We start from the raw sequence: 13,770 nt of genomic DNA, 5'->3' as shown, positions 1-13,770 counted from the left end.
GTCCGCGCGGCCGCCGCCCGGCGCCCGGACAGCTCCGGACGCCCGCGGCAGCCGGCGGCCCGCGCCGGGACGCGGCCGCCGGAGGTCCGGCGACGCTACGCCGGGACGATGTTCACCAGCTTGGGCGCCCGGACGATCACCTTCCGGATGCCCGCGCCGTTCAGCGCCGCGACCACCGCGGGCTCGGCCAGCGCGGCCGCCTCCAGGTCCGCCTCGGAGATCGACGGGGCGACCTCCAGACGGGCCTTGACCTTGCCCTTGATCTGAACGACGCAGGTCACGGTCTCGTCCACGACGTACGCCGGGTCGGCGACCGGGAAGTCCGCGTGCACCACGGTTTCGCTGTGGCCCAGCCTGCGCCACAGCTCCTCGGCGATGTGCGGCGCCAGCGGGGCGGCCAGCAGGACCAGCTGCTCCGCGACCGTGCGCGGAACCGCGCCGCCCGCCTTGGTCAGGTGGTTGTTCAGCTCGGTCAGCTTGGCGATGGCGGTGTTGAAGCGCAGGTTCGCCATGTCCTGGGTGACGCCGTCGATGGCCTTGTGCAGGGCGCGCAGCGTGGCCTCGTCGGGCTCCGTGTCGACGACGGTGACCTCGCCGGTGGCCTCGTCCACGACGTTGCGCCACAGACGCTGCAGCAGGCGGTACTGGCCGACCACGGCCCGGGTGTCCCACGGGCGCGACACGTCCAGCGGACCCATCGCCATCTCGTACAGCCGCAGGGTGTCCGCGCCGTACTCGGCGCAGATCTCGTCCGGGGTGACGGCGTTCTTCAGGGACTTGCCCATCTTGCCCAGCAGCCGGGAGACCTTGCCGCCCTCGTAGTAGTACACCCCGCCGTCGTGCTCCTCGACCTCCGCCGCCGGGACGGCGATGCCGCGGGCGTCCCGGTAGACGTACGCCTGGATCATGCCCTGGTTGTACAGCTTGTGGAACGGCTCGGCGGACGAGACGTGTCCCAGGTCGTGCAGCACCTTGGACCAGAAGCGGGCGTACAGCAGGTGCAGTACGGCGTGCTCGGCGCCGCCCACGTACAGGTCGACGCCGCCGTGCGGCTGGCCCTCGCGCGGCCCCATCCAGTACTGCTCGATGTCCGGGTCGACCAGCTTGCCGTGGTTGCCCGGGTCCAGGTAGCGCATCTCGTACCAGCACGAACCCGCCCAGTTGGGCATGGTGTTGGTCTCGCGGCGGTAGCGCTTGACGCCGTCGCCCAGGTCCAGCTCGACGTTGACCCAGTCCTCGTTGCGGGACAGCGGGGTCTCCGGCTGGGTGTCGGCGTCGTCGGGGTCGAAGGTGCGCGGCGAGTAGTCCTCGACCTCGGGCAGCTCCAGCGGCAGCATCGACTCGGGCAGCGCGTGCGCCACACCGTCCTCGTCGTAGACGATCGGGAACGGCTCGCCCCAGTAGCGCTGCCGGCTGAACAGCCAGTCGCGCAGCCGGAAGTTGACCGTGCCCTCGCCGATGCCCCGGGCGGCCAGCCATTCGGTGATCTTCGCCTTGGCCTCCGTGACGCCCAGGCCGTCCAGCGAGATCTCGGCGCCGGCCGAGTTGATGATCTTGGCGTCGTACGAGGCGAAGGCGTCGTCCCAGGTGGCGGGGTCCGTACCGCGGTCGTCGGACGGCTCGACGACACAGCGCATCGGCAGCTCGAAGGCGCGGGCGAAGGCGAAGTCCCGGCCGTCGTGCGCGGGAACGGCCATGATCGCACCGGTGCCGTAGCCCATCAGGACGTAGTCGGCGATGAAGACCGGGACCTGCTCGCCGCTGACCGGGTTGGTGGCGTAGACGCCGGTGAAGACACCGGTCTTGTCCTTGGCCTCGGCCTGCCGCTCGACGTCCGACTTGGCCGCGGCCTGCTTGCGGTACGCGGCGACCGCCTCGGCCGGGGTGGCGTGGCCGCCGGTCCACACCTCGTGGGTGCCCGCGGGCCAGGCGTCCGGGACGATGGAGCCGGTGCCGTCGCCGTTGTCGGAGCCGGCGATCAGCGGGTGCTCGGGGGCCAGCACCATGTACGTCGCGCCGAACAGGGTGTCCTGACGGGTGGTGAAGACGGTGATCTTGTCGTCGCCCACCGGGAAGTCGACCCGGGCGCCCTCGGAGCGGCCGATCCAGTTGCGCTGCTGCAGCTTGATGGCCTCCGGCCAGTCCAGCGCGTCCAGGTCCCTCAGCAGCCGGTCTGCGTAGGCGGTGATGCGCATGTTCCACTGGCGCAGCTTCGCCTTGAAGACGGGGTAGTTGCCGCGCTCGGAGCGGCCCTCGGCGGTGACCTCCTCGTTGGCCAGCACCGTGCCCAGACCGGGGCACCAGTTGACCGGCGCGTCCGAGGCGTACGCCAGGCGGTACTCACCCAGGATGTTGGCGCGCTCGATGGGGCTCAGACCGGCCCAGGGGCGGCCGTCGGGGGTCGGGCGGGTGCCGGCCTCGAACTGGGCGACCAGGGTGTCGATCGGGCGGGCCGCGTCGGCCTCCGGGTCGTACCAGGAGTTGAAGATCTGCAGGAAGATCCACTGGGTCCACTTGTAGTACGCCGGGTCGATCGTCTCGATCGAGCGGCGCTGGTCGTGGCCCAGGCCCAGGCGGCGCAGCTGGCGCCGCATGTTCACGATGTTGGCCTCGGTGGAGACCCGCGGGTGGGTGCCGGTCTGGACCGCGTACTGCTCGGCGGGCAGGCCGAAGGCGTCGAAGCCCAGGGTGTGCAGGACGTTGTGGCCCGTCATGCGCTGGTAGCGGGCGTAGACGTCGGTGGCGATGAACCCCAGGGGGTGGCCGACGTGCAGACCGGCACCCGACGGGTAGGGGAACATGTCCATGATGAACTTCTTGGGGCGGTCCACCAGGGCGGGGTCCCCGGCCAGGTCACCCTTCGGGTTGGGGGCCTCGTAGGTCCCCTCCGCCTCCCAGAAGTCCTGCCAGCGTGCCTCGATGTCGGCGGCCAGCGCGGCCGTATAGCGGTGCGGCGCTGCCACCTCGGCAGCGGTGGTCGTCTCGCTCATCGTCCTCAAAGCTCCATCGATCGTCTCTGCCTGCGGAAACGCGCCTCGTCCCCGGTATCACCGGAAACAAAAAGACCCCTCGCACAGGAGGGGACGCCGCGCCGACTCCGACGGGGTCTGTCATCCGTCGGCACTGATCAGCGCGGCCCGCTAAGCAGAAGGCGTACGGCACGCATGGCGTCAGGGTACCGCAGGGCGTACGAGGCCCGCGCCGGGATCGCGCCCCGGCGCGGGCCGCCCGCCGCCCCGCACTCCTGCCGCCGCTGCACCAGGGCACGGACGGCGCGGGGAGGCGGTGCCGTGCCCTGGTGCCGGTCAGGGGCGGTAGGAGCTCACATAGCCGGCGCCCGGGGTGCCCACGCCGGTCACCTCGTCGTAGCCGACGCCCGCGCGCAGGGAACTGTCCTTGCCCAGGCTGCGCAGCGAGGTCGTGGTGCCCTTGCTGCCGTCGGTGCCGTTGACGTAGTCCACCCGGACGACGGCCAGGTCCCGGCCGGCGCCCAGCGGGTGGTCGGTGACGTCGTGATAGGCGGCGGTGCCGTAGCGCTGGTAGATCGCGGGGTTGGCGAAGCCGATGGCCACCCCGTGCCGGGCCTGCTGTGCCAGCGCCTGGATGCCCGCGATCACCGGCGCGGCCAGAGAGGTGCCGCCGATGCGGTACTCGTCGTAGCCGAGCGAGCCGTCAGGCAGGGTCTGGGTCTGGGTCTGGCCGACCAGGAAACCGGTGTGGGGGTCGGCGACCGCCGCGATGTCCGGGACGGTGCGCATGGCGCCCTTGAGGGCGGCGTCCGAGAGTCCGGCCGGGACGACTCCGCGCTGGTAGAAGGGCTGCGGGACGGTCTTGCTGACGCCGCCGCCGGCGCCCCCGTTGAAGGTGCCGGGGAAGCCCGCCCAACTGCCGCCGTCCGGGGAGAGGACCGCCTTCTGCGTGCCCCAGCCGGTCTCCCACTGGTAGGTGTCGTGCTTGCCGACGGCCAGAGAGGTGCCGCCGACCGCGGTCACCCATGCGGAGTTCGCGGGGGTGTCGACCTGTTTGGTGCCGGTGTTGGCGACCTCGTCACCGTTGTCACCGGAGGAGAAGTAGAAGCCGATGCCCTCTATGGCGCCCTGCTGGAAGATCTGGTCGTAGGCGGCGGCCACGTCCGGTGTCTCGTTCGCCTCGATGTCGCCCCAGGAGTTGGAGACGATGTCCGCGAGGTGCCCGTCGACGATCTTGCCGAGCGAGTCGAGCAGGTCGTCGCCCATGCAGGAGGCGCCGCCGACGTAGACGATGTCGGAGTCGGGGGCGACCGAGTGCACGGCCTCGACGTCGAGGGTCTCCTCGCCGTACCAGCCGGCCGCGCCGCACTCCTCGATGTGCGTGTAATTCCCGGGCAGCACCTGGGAGAGCTGGCCGCTGCGGTAGCGGGGGTCGCCGTTGCGGGCGGCGTACGTGCCGGCGTCGCGGGCGATGGTCGGCGAGGCGTATGCGTCGGTGATCGCGATGGTGACGCCCTTGCCGGTCCACTTCTTCGCCCCGTAGGCGGCACGCAGCTGCTCGCCGGTGTAGCCCTTGATCGCGTACGGCGCCTTGCTCCCGTAGGCGGACGGCAGATTCCTGGCAATCCTGGAGCCGTAGTACGACGAGAACGGGCCGGAGTTGCGGAAGACGCCCTCCGGCGGCGGCAGTTCTCCGGAGTGGTGCCTGGCGAGCCGGGGCGCGCTGTCCAGGCCGGTGACGGTCAGCACCGCGCCGGCCAGCGAGGCGGGCGCGGAGGCCGTGGTGGACGGCGCGTGGTAAGTGCGTCCGCCTTTGCGGTAGTTGTGCAGGTCGGTGGCGAAGGCGCGCTCGGCGGCGGCCGCGTCGCCCTTGACCGTGAGATAGCGGCGGGTGGTTGCGGTGACCGTGAGACCGGACTCTTTCAGCCAGCCGGTCACCTCGGCTATCTGGTCACGCATCGCGCCGTAGCGGGCGCGCACCTGGGCGGGGCTGAGGTACTTCCCGTACGCGGCGGAGTGCGGGTCGGACACGGCCCTGGCGCGGGCCGCGAGGTCCTTGGCGTCACGTCCGGCCAGGTAGACGCGGGCACTGACGGGCGTGGAGGCGGAGGTGGCGCCCTGGTCGGCCTGTCTGGTGGCCCACAGGGGCCTGGTGCCCGTCAGGGCGTGCCGGCCGCCGTCGTGGTCCGCGGCGTGGACGGCGGGCGCACCGAGCGTGAGCGCGCCGGCGATCAGCGGCAGCGTCGCCGCCCAGGTGAGCCGGTCGCGGACGCGCGACGATCTGGTGCGGGTCGGTCTCATACAACCCCCTGTCGTGGCGGTGCGGTGCGCCGCGGGGCGACCGCCCGTGCGGCGGTGCGGCACCTCACGAGCGGTGAATGCGCGGGAGGTGAAACACGCCACGCGATGCGCCACTCTTTCGGTGAACCGTTCATGTCAGGGGAATGCGCTCTCCAAGAAGCGCCCAAGGAACGACATGGACCGGTCAGGGAGGGGGGCGGGGCGGCATTCAACTCGTCACGGCGAACGATTCAACTCGTCACGGCGAACGGGCCGCTGACCGGGAATCAGCGCAACCCGGCGGGAACTCCCCGAACTCTCCGCGGGCCGGCCGCGCGGACCGGTCCCGGCACGCACAACAGAGCAGGCCGTCCGCAATGGACGGCCTGCTCTGTATCTGTGGAGCTAAGGAGAATTGAACTCCTGACCTCCTGCATGCCATGCAGGCGCTCTACCAACTGAGCTATAGCCCCGTATTGTGTTTTCCGCTCCGGTTCCCCGCTGCGGCATCGCCTACATTACACGGACCTCCCCGCCTTCTGCCAAATCGTTCCGGCCGGGGCCCTTCGGCGGGCCGCGCGGTACTGTCGAAATCCGTGCCCGATTCGTCCTGGGGGAGCCGTACGCCGTGACCGCGCTGGAGCTGCAACAGCCCACCGACCCCGGCGGCCCGGCCCCCGGCCGGAACTTCGTCCGACGGAACCCGACCCTCGCCGCGGCCCTCGTCTGCCTGGTCTCCTTCACCGCCTTCTGGATCGCGCAGCGCCTCGCCCACGTGACGATGCTGGACCTGATGGTCTACCGCGCCGAGGGCGAGACCGTCCGCGCCGGCGAGTCCCTCTACGACATGGTGGCGACCTCGGCGCACCTGCCGAACACCTACCCGCCCTTCGCGGCGCTGCTGTTCACCCCGCTCACCCTCCTCGGCGTCCCGGCGATGCGCACCCTGGCCACCGCCGGCAACCTCCTGCTGCTCGTCGGCGTCGTCCACCTCTCGCTGCGCCTGGCCGGCCGGCCCCGGCGCCTCCCGCGCCCCGCCGCGGCCCTGGCGGTCTCCGCGCTGCTGGTGTGGTGCGAGCCGGTGTGGACGACGCTGCGCTACGGCCAGATAAACCTCCTGCTCGCCGTGCTGGTCCTGTGGGACCTGACCCGCAGGGACACCAGCCGCCTCGCCGGCGTCGGCATCGGCATCGCGGCCGGCATCAAACTCACGCCGGCGCTGTTCGCGGTGTTCCTGGCGCTGGCCGGCGCCGCGTGGGCCGTCCGGCAGATCCGCTCCGGCGCGGGCGCCCGTGCCGCCTGGAACCCCTGGCTGCGGCAGGCCGCGGTCGCCACCGCCACGTTCCTCGCCACCGCGCTCCTGTCCGCACTGGTGCTGCCGCGTGACTCGTACCGCTTCTGGACCGAGATCGTCTTCGCCGCCGACCGGGTCGGTGAGGTGGAGATCACAGCCAACCAGTCGCTGCGCGGCGTCGTCGCCCGGCTGCTGCACACCCACGACCCCGGTGCCGTCTGGATGGTGGCCGCGGGCCTGACCGTGCTCCTCGGCCTGGCGCTGGCCGCCGGGTCGCTGCTGCGCGCGGCCGCGGCGCCCGCCGCGGACGGCCCGGGGAGGGCGTGGGCCGCCGCCGGCTGTGCGGCGACCGCCCTCCTGGTCAGCCCGATCTCCTGGTCGCACCACTGGGTGTGGTGCGTACCGACGCTGATCCTGCTCGGCTCCGAGGCGCTGGACCGTACGGGCGCCGCCGCCCGCCGCTGGTGGACGGTGACGGCCACGCTGGGCCTGATGTTCTGCTCGTTCGCCCTGTGGTGGGTACCGCACCGCTGGGACCACCATGAGGAACTGCACCAGAACGGCGTCCAGATGCTGCTCTCCGGTGTCTACCCGATCGCCGGGCTGGCCGTACTGGCGCTGACCGGTGCCCGGTTGCGGCGGCTCGGCGGGCGCGGCGAACGCGGCGGGGCCGGCCCGGCCGGGAGGCCAGCGGCGGGCACCTGAGCCGCTCGCCTGCGGGCCGGAACCGCCGTGCCCTGCGGGGAGTTGAGCGGCGGTCAGTTCGGCCCGGCGGGGCGGTCCGGCCCCGCTCCGGCCGGCCTCGTGTCCGGCGCCGCGCTCACGCCGTCGCGAACGAGTAGAACCGCTTCAGGGTGCAGTGCTCGTCCAGCAGCCGGCCGTAGATCGGCTCCCCGTCGAGCTCCCGGTAGGTCTCGATGGGGTCGCCCTTTATGACCAGGGCGCGGGCGCACTCCTCGCACCAGTACTGGTAATCGGTGTTGACGGGTTCCATGTCGCGGACGATCGGCGTACCGCTGCCGCACCAGTCACACTTCCTGCTGTGGGCGCCCATCCATCAGCTCCAACTGTGGCCGCAGGCCGTACAGACGAAGGAAACGCCGCCGTTGTCGCCCAGCACCTGTGCCACGTGGGGCGAGCCGCACGAAGGGCACTGCAGGGCGGAACCGGTGCGTCCGCCACATACGGACGCCGGACCGTCAACGGGGCAGGTGAAGCGGAGCGCATATTCCGGCAGCCAGTCATAGCCCTGCGCCTCGGCCACTTCGAGCAGGTCATTGACCTCCTCGAGGATGCTCGTGGGCATCGCGATCTCTCCTCCCCTGCCGGCGCCGTCCGATTCTGCCACGGACGGCCGACCGGGTCAGGCCCGCCTTCACACCACGCTAAAGCCGGCAGGGCCGGTATAACGCAGAGATCCCGCCTCCTGATGGAGACGGGATCATCCGGGTTGTGGAGCTAAGGAGAATTGAACTCCTGACCTCCTGCATGCCATGCAGGCGCTCTACCAACTGAGCTATAGCCCCGGGTCTTGTTCCGCCCCTCCGGGTTTCCCCCGGCGGCGCCGCGAACAAGGAGAACTTTAGCCTGCGACCTGCCCAGATGTGAAATCCGGTCGGCCGGGGCCGCCGGCGGGGCTCAGTCGTCGTCGCCGAGGACCGGCTCCGGCAGGGTGCCGGCGTTGTGCTCCAACAGGCGCCAGCCGCGCGCGCCCTCGCCCAGCACGGACCAGCAGCAGTTCGACAGGCCGCCCAGGCCCTCCCAGTGGTGGGCGTCCAGGCCGAGCAGCCGCCCGATGGTGGTGCGGATCGTGCCGCCGTGGCTGACGACGACCAGGGTGCCGTCCTCGGGCAGCTTGGCGGCGTGGTTGAGCACGACGGGGGCGGCCCGGTCGGCGACCTCGGTCTCCAGTTCGCCGCCACCGCGCCGCACCGGCTCACCGCGCTTCCAGGCGGTGTACTGCTCGCCGTACTGCACAAGGATCTCGTCGTGCGTCAGCCCCTGCCAGGAGCCCGCATAGGTCTCCCGCAGGGCGGCGTCGTGCGTCACTTCGAGGCGGGTCAGGGCGGCCAGCTCGTTCGCCGTGGCCGCCGCCCGCTGGAGGTCGGAGGCGATGATGGCGTCCGGAGCGAGCGCGGCGAGCAGCCGGGCCGCACGCCGCGCCTGGGCACGGCCCGTCTCGGTCAGCTCGATGTCCGTCGAACCCTGGAAGCGGCGCTCCAGGTTCCAGGCCGTCTGGCCGTGGCGCCACAGGACGATGCGGCGTCCCGGCGGCCTCCTCGCGCCGTTCAGAGCCGCTCCCCGTCCTGCGGGCCCGTCGTCGCCTCGGCGTGCGCCGCGGCCTTGCCGCGAGTGGCCTTGGCGTCCTCGGGCAGGTCGATCTCGGGGCAGTCCTTCCACAGCCGCTCGAGCGCGTAGAACACGCGCTCCTCGCTGTGCTGGATGTGCACGACGATGTCGACGTAGTCGAGCAGCACCCAGCGGGCCTCGCGGTCGCCCTCGCGGCGGACCGGCTTGGCGCCGAGGTCCTTGCTCAGGCGCTCCTCGATCTCGTCGACGATCGACTTGACCTGGCGGTCGCTGGGTGCCGAGGCCAGCAGGAAGGCGTCGGTGATCGCGAGGACGTCACTGACGTCGTAGGCGATGATGTCGTGCGCGAGCTTGTCGGCGGCAGCCTGGGCGGCGGCGTTGATGAGCTCGATGGAGCGGTCCGTGGCGGTCACAAGCGGCTTTCCGGGTCGAGGGCGGCGTCTCCGGCCGGGCGGGGAGAGCGGGGCGCTCGGCTGGGCCGCGGCGCGGGCCGCAGTCCCCATGGGCAACCGGATCGGCGGTCAGGTACCCCTCAAGGGTCTCACGGACCACCGACAGCCCCGCCAGGGTTTTCGAATGCCCGCGCCAGACGCGGCGTCCGTGCTGGTCAGGGCCGCGGCGTGGGGCACCCGGCCCCGATGCCGGGGCCGGGTGCGCAGGGCTTTTCAGCCCTTGTAGTCCTGACCGAGCAGCACCGTGATGTCGGCGTTCGACGCGCCCTTGCCCTGCCGCACCGCGCTCGCCGGCAGGCCCAGCGTCTTGGCGACCTCCGTGGCCTTCGCCTTCTGGGCGGCGTCGCCGTAGGTGACCTGGGAGGCGGGCCTGGCCACGCTGTCGGTGCCGTCGTCGACGAAGCTGTAGCCGCCGTTGAGCAGCGCGACCTGCGCCTTGCCGGTGGCGGCCTTGGTGCCGGTGGCGTTGCGGACCGCCACCCGGGCGGTCGCGTCGGGGGCGGTCTTCTTGACCGTGCCGCCGAGCACGTCCTTGACCACGCTCGCCGCGGTGGTCGGGCTGACCGTGCCGTCGGCCTGTACGGGCAGCAGGGTCGTGCGGTACGCGCCGGTCTTGGCCAGCTCCGCCCGCTGGGCCAGCGAGCTGCCCAGCTGGGGCTCGGTGAGCGGCGGGTCGAGCACCTGCAGCAGCGCCTTCACGGTGGCGGTGGCGCCGTCCGCGTCGCTGGAGACCTTCTTCAGGGTCGCCTGCATGACCTGCCCGAACCGCTGCAGCTGCCGGGTCTGGGGCTCGCCCGGCGCCTGGTAGGTGGCGTAGGCGACGGCCGCCTGGCCGTTGAGGTCCTGGGCGCTGCCCTGCTTGACCACCGGGGAGGCGCCCTTCTTGGCGCCGGGCACGGTGGCGTCGGTGTCGAGGGTGATCCCGCCGACCGTCTCGACGAGGTTCTCCAGGTAGGGGGTGTCCAGCCGCCAGGTGGCCTTCAGGTCGGCGCCCAGGAGGCTGCCCAGGGAGTCCCGGGTCGGCTCGGCGCCGTCGTCCTTGACGGACTTGCCCAGCGTCGTGGCCGTGCCGTCGTCCTTGGGGACGACGAGGCTGTTGGGCAGCAGGACGGTGGTGCCCTTGTGGGTGGTCTCGTTGTCCACCAGCAGGGCCGTGGAGCTGTTCCCGCTCTTGGTGTCCCGCAGGTGCACGACGAGGACGTCGCGCTTCTGTCCACCGGCCTCGGCCGCCTTGCCGGCATCCGGGCCGGCCAGGCCCGGCAGCTTGCCCGCCCACCACAGATAGCCGACGCCGCCGGCGACCAGCAGGACCAGCACGACGGACAGCGCCACGATCCGGCTGCGGCCGCGCCGCTTGGCCTCCTCGCGCCGCTCGGTGCGGCTCTCGGTGAACTTCAGCCAGTCGATGACGTCTTCGGAGTCCTCGTCCGGCTCCTCGATGAACGAGAACTGCTCGGTGCGGTAGTCCGGATCCGCCGGGGAACCTCCCCCGGAGGCGCTCGCCACCGGGTCCGTCAGCTCCTCCGACGGGGCGCGGCGCTGCGCCGGCGGCCGCGGCGGCTCGTCGTAGGAGACCTGCTCGTACGGCGACTGCTGGGCCTGCTGCGGGATCCACTCCTGCTGCTGTTGCTGCTGGGGCTGCCCGTAGGGGTCGTACGGCTGGGGATGGCCGGGCTGGGCCTGCACCTGCCGGGGGCCGTAGGGGTCGTAGCCGTACTCGGACCGGGCCGCGGGGTTCGTCTGCTCCTGGTACGACTGCTGGCCCTGGTGCCCCTGTTGCGCGCCGTACGGGTCGTAGCCCTCATAGGCGGACGGAGCGGCGGCCTGCTGCCCGTACGGGTCGTAGTGCGGCTCGTACGACGGCTGTGCGGCGTCGCGGTAGACCGGCTGCCCGTAGGCGTCGTAGGTGTAGCCCGGCTGCCCCTGCTGCTCCTGGGCATACGGGTCGTGGGCGTACGGGTCCTGCGGCCCGTACGGATCCTGTCGGTCGCTCACCGGTGCCCCTTTCCGTCAGCCCCGTCAGCGGTCGTTGCGGTACAGCTGTTTTTTGTCGATGTAGCGCACCACACCGTCCGGCACCAGGTACCAGACCGGATCCCCCTGGGCGACGCGCGCCCGGCAGTCGGTCGAGGAGATCGCCAGCGCGGGCACCTCGACCAAGGACACCGCTCCCTCGGGCAGCCCGGGGTCCGCGAGGACGTGGCCGGGCCTGGTCACCCCGATGAAGTGGGCGAGTGAGACCAGCTCCGCGGCATCGTGCCAGGTGAGGATCTGGCTGAGCGCGTCGGCGCCGGTGATGAAGAACAGATCCGCGTCACGGTGCTCGGCGCGCAGATCACGCAGCGTGTCTATCGTGTACGTCTTGCCGCCGCGGTCGATGTCGATGCGGCTGACGGAGAACTGCGGGTTCGAGGCGGTCGCGATGACCGTCATCAGATACCGGTCCTCGGCCGGGGACACCTTCTTGTGGCTCTTCTGCCACGGCTGTCCCGTGGGCACGAAGATGACCTCGTCGAGGTGGAACTGGCTGGCCACCTCGCTCGCGGCGACCAGGTGTCCGTGATGGATCGGGTCGAACGTGCCGCCCATCACTCCGAGTCGCCGCTTCACGGGCCCTGTGTGCTCTCCCATGCGTGCAGACCCTACTGGTCGGCGCGCGCTGCCGGGGGCCGGGTGCCGGGTGGCTCAGCGGTCCCGGTTGAAGCGGGTGGTGATCCAGAGCAGGAGAAGCAGGATGACCAGGGCCCCGCCGCCGGTCAGGTAGGGGCTGAGGCTGGCGTGACCGCCACCGGCGTGCTCGCCTTCGGCGAGGGCGACCAGGGACTGTGCGGTGGTGTGCAGGCTCATCGTCGGCAGGACCAATCCGGGCTGGTGTCGGGCAGAGACTTCCACCACATCGTAAGCGGCGGCTCACTGCGGGCTCACGGCGACTCCGCCCGGACGCGCCCGAAGGTGTCCGGGCGCACCCGGAGCGGCCCGGCGGGGGTCAGTCCTGGCCGTAGCCGCGCAGCAGGAACCAGCCGAGCAGGACGACCCCGATGACCCCGACGATGATCACGGTGCGCAGGATCCAGCCGGGGCCGACGTCGCGGGCGGACTCCTGGGCGGCGGCGAGCAGCACGCTCGGATACGGCATGACGGTGCGCTCCCTTGGGTACCGGCCCGTGCGGTCGGGTACGGGCCTGTTCGGTCAGTGGTGCGATCGCCAGCGTACGCCCGAGCATCCAATCGCCTGTCAGTGGCGTCCTCTAGGCTGAAGCACACGCAGTCGAACAGGGGGAGGCCCCAATGACGGAGAGCCCAGGCGGCAGCGCGAACGTACCGAGCCGGGACCGGCGGCGATTCCCCGGAATCTCCTCGCGGTCGTACGAGCACCCGGCGGACCGCTCGGCGCTGGTCGCGCTGCGCAAGCTGAGCGGGTTCGACACCGTCTTCAAGACGCTCAGCGGCCTGCTGCCGGAGCGCAGCCTGCGGCTGCTGTTCCTGTCGGACTCGGTGCGGGTCGGCGACCAGCAGTTCGCGCACCTCAACGACATGCTGCGCGACGCCTGCTACATCCTGGACCTGGAGAAGGTCCCGCCGATGTACGTCAATCAGGACCCGCAGCCCAACGCCATGTGCATCGGTCTCGACGAGCCGATCATCGTGGTGACGACCGGCCTGGTCGAGCTGCTCGACGAGGAGGAGATGCGGGCGGTCATCGGCCACGAGGTCGGCCATGCGCTGTCCGGGCACGCCGTCTACCGCACGATCCTGCTGTTCCTGACGAACCTGGCCATGAAGGTCGCCTGGATCCCGCTGGGCAATGTCGCGATCATGGCGATCGTGACGGCGCTGCGCGAGTGGTTCCGCAAGTCGGAGCTGTCCGCGGACCGCGCCGGGCTGCTGGTCGGGCAGGATCTGCAGGCCTCGATGCGCGGCCTGATGAAGCTGGCCGGCGGCAATCACCTGCACGAGATGAACGTCGACGCCTTCCTCAAGCAGGCCGACGAGTACGAGTCCGGCGGCGATCTGCGCGACTCCGTGCTGAAGATCCTCAACCTGCTGCCGCGCAGCCACCCGTTCACGACCGTGCGGGCGGCCGAGCTCAAGAAGTGGGCGGCCAGCCGCGACTACCAGCGGATCATGGACGGCCACTACCCGCGCCGGGACGAGGACAAGGACACCTCGGTGTCCGACTCGTTCCGCGACTCGGCGGCGCACTACGCCGACTCGGTGCGCAACAGCAAGGACCCGCTGATGGGCCTGGTCCGCGACATCGCGGGCGGTGCGGGCGACTTGGGCGGCAAGCTGCGGGACACGGTCTTCCGCGGCGGCTCGCGGCCCGGCACCTCGGGCGGCGAGGGCGGTGCCAACGGCTCCGGCGGCGCGGACGGCTCGGACCGCTCCTGACGGCACCCGGCCGACGGCCCCCGCGCCCGGCCCGGCCCTCGGTTCGTCCCACGGACCGGCCGGCCAAGGGGCC

General features: G+C 71.6%; 12 protein-coding genes and 2 tRNA genes. 2 read left to right on the top strand and 12 right to left on the bottom strand.

Features of this window, described 5'->3' with window-relative positions:
* Window positions 1-95: 95 nt before the first annotated feature.
* The 3 genes from ACWD6P_RS00770 to ACWD6P_RS00760 form a co-directional block, all read right to left on the bottom strand.
* The gene (locus tag ACWD6P_RS00770) at window positions 96-2,990 is read right to left on the bottom strand and encodes a leucine--tRNA ligase (protein WP_451441795.1); all 2,895 of its coding nucleotides are present in this window, start codon (window positions 2,988-2,990) and stop codon (window positions 96-98) included.
* Between the two features lie 315 nt (window positions 2,991-3,305).
* Window positions 3,306-5,270: a S53 family peptidase gene (locus tag ACWD6P_RS00765; protein WP_451441794.1), complete on the bottom strand. Its 1,965-nt coding sequence runs from the start codon at window positions 5,268-5,270 to the stop codon at window positions 3,306-3,308.
* Window positions 5,271-5,649: 379 nt separating this feature from the next.
* Window positions 5,650-5,722: transfer RNA gene (locus ACWD6P_RS00760), tRNA-Ala, on the bottom strand.
* A 155-nt stretch (window positions 5,723-5,877) separates the two neighbouring features.
* Here ACWD6P_RS00760 and ACWD6P_RS00755 point away from each other — a divergent pair.
* A complete protein-coding gene (locus ACWD6P_RS00755) occupies window positions 5,878-7,248 on the top strand; it encodes a glycosyltransferase 87 family protein (RefSeq protein WP_451441793.1) in 1,371 nt (456 codons plus the stop codon).
* 115 nt (window positions 7,249-7,363) lie between these two features.
* Here ACWD6P_RS00755 and ACWD6P_RS00750 read toward each other — a convergent pair whose 3' ends face one another.
* From ACWD6P_RS00750 to ACWD6P_RS00710, 9 genes are all read right to left on the bottom strand, one after another.
* Window positions 7,364-7,597 (bottom strand): hypothetical protein, encoded by a 234-nt coding sequence (locus ACWD6P_RS00750; RefSeq protein WP_030413843.1) that lies wholly within the window; start codon window positions 7,595-7,597, stop codon window positions 7,364-7,366.
* Between the two features lie 3 nt (window positions 7,598-7,600).
* A complete protein-coding gene (locus ACWD6P_RS00745; RefSeq protein WP_451441792.1) occupies window positions 7,601-7,849 on the bottom strand; it encodes a hypothetical protein in 249 nt (82 codons plus the stop codon).
* 147 nt (window positions 7,850-7,996) lie between these two features.
* Window positions 7,997-8,069, bottom strand: a tRNA-Ala gene (locus ACWD6P_RS00740).
* A 112-nt stretch (window positions 8,070-8,181) separates the two neighbouring features.
* Window positions 8,182-8,835, bottom strand: a complete 654-nt coding sequence (locus ACWD6P_RS00735; RefSeq protein ID WP_451441970.1) for a histidine phosphatase family protein — start codon at window positions 8,833-8,835, stop codon at window positions 8,182-8,184.
* Window positions 8,832-9,266, bottom strand: coding sequence for a ribosome silencing factor (gene rsfS, locus ACWD6P_RS00730; RefSeq protein WP_451441791.1), 435 nt, complete (start codon window positions 9,264-9,266; stop codon window positions 8,832-8,834). Before rsfS ends, ACWD6P_RS00735 begins: the two co-directional genes overlap by 4 nt.
* A 252-nt stretch (window positions 9,267-9,518) precedes the next feature.
* On the bottom strand, window positions 9,519-11,300 hold the full coding sequence (locus ACWD6P_RS00725; protein ID WP_451441790.1) for an LCP family protein: 1,782 nt from the start codon (window positions 11,298-11,300) through the stop codon (window positions 9,519-9,521).
* 24 nt (window positions 11,301-11,324) lie between these two features.
* A complete protein-coding gene (nadD, locus tag ACWD6P_RS00720) occupies window positions 11,325-11,936 on the bottom strand; it encodes a nicotinate-nucleotide adenylyltransferase (RefSeq protein ID WP_051798734.1) in 612 nt (203 codons plus the stop codon).
* 54 nt (window positions 11,937-11,990) lie between these two features.
* On the bottom strand, window positions 11,991-12,152 hold the full coding sequence (locus ACWD6P_RS00715) for a hypothetical protein (protein ID WP_451441789.1): 162 nt from the start codon (window positions 12,150-12,152) through the stop codon (window positions 11,991-11,993).
* Window positions 12,153-12,291: 139 nt separating this feature from the next.
* On the bottom strand, window positions 12,292-12,441 hold the full coding sequence (locus tag ACWD6P_RS00710; protein ID WP_451441788.1) for a hypothetical protein: 150 nt from the start codon (window positions 12,439-12,441) through the stop codon (window positions 12,292-12,294).
* Window positions 12,442-12,593: 152 nt separating this feature from the next.
* Between ACWD6P_RS00710 and ACWD6P_RS00705 the strand changes: the two genes are divergently transcribed.
* Window positions 12,594-13,697, top strand: coding sequence for a M48 family metallopeptidase (locus ACWD6P_RS00705; RefSeq protein WP_451441787.1), 1,104 nt, complete (start codon window positions 12,594-12,596; stop codon window positions 13,695-13,697).
* Window positions 13,698-13,770 lie beyond the last annotated feature (73 nt).

Source organism: Streptomyces sp. NPDC002446 (assembly GCF_053595675.1).
The sequence above is the reverse complement of the archived record's forward strand: the minus strand, read 5'-3'. Positions and strand labels throughout refer to the sequence as shown.

Coding starts and splice junctions, on each gene's coding strand:
- ACWD6P_RS00770 (WP_451441795.1), bottom strand. CDS start 2,990: ATGAGCGAGACGACCACCGCTGCCGAGGTGGCAGCGCCGCACCGCTAT.
- ACWD6P_RS00765 (WP_451441794.1), bottom strand. CDS start 5,270: ATGAGACCGACCCGCACCAGATCGTCGCGCGTCCGCGACCGGCTCACC.
- ACWD6P_RS00750 (WP_030413843.1), bottom strand. CDS start 7,597: ATGGGCGCCCACAGCAGGAAGTGTGACTGGTGCGGCAGCGGTACGCCG.
- ACWD6P_RS00745 (WP_451441792.1), bottom strand. CDS start 7,849: ATGCCCACGAGCATCCTCGAGGAGGTCAATGACCTGCTCGAAGTGGCC.
- nadD (WP_051798734.1), bottom strand. CDS start 11,936: ATGGGAGAGCACACAGGGCCCGTGAAGCGGCGACTCGGAGTGATGGGC.
- ACWD6P_RS00715 (WP_451441789.1), bottom strand. CDS start 12,152: ATGAGCCTGCACACCACCGCACAGTCCCTGGTCGCCCTCGCCGAAGGC.
- ACWD6P_RS00710 (WP_451441788.1), bottom strand. CDS start 12,441: ATGCCGTATCCGAGCGTGCTGCTCGCCGCCGCCCAGGAGTCCGCCCGC.
- ACWD6P_RS00705 (WP_451441787.1), top strand. CDS start 12,594: ATGACGGAGAGCCCAGGCGGCAGCGCGAACGTACCGAGCCGGGACCGG.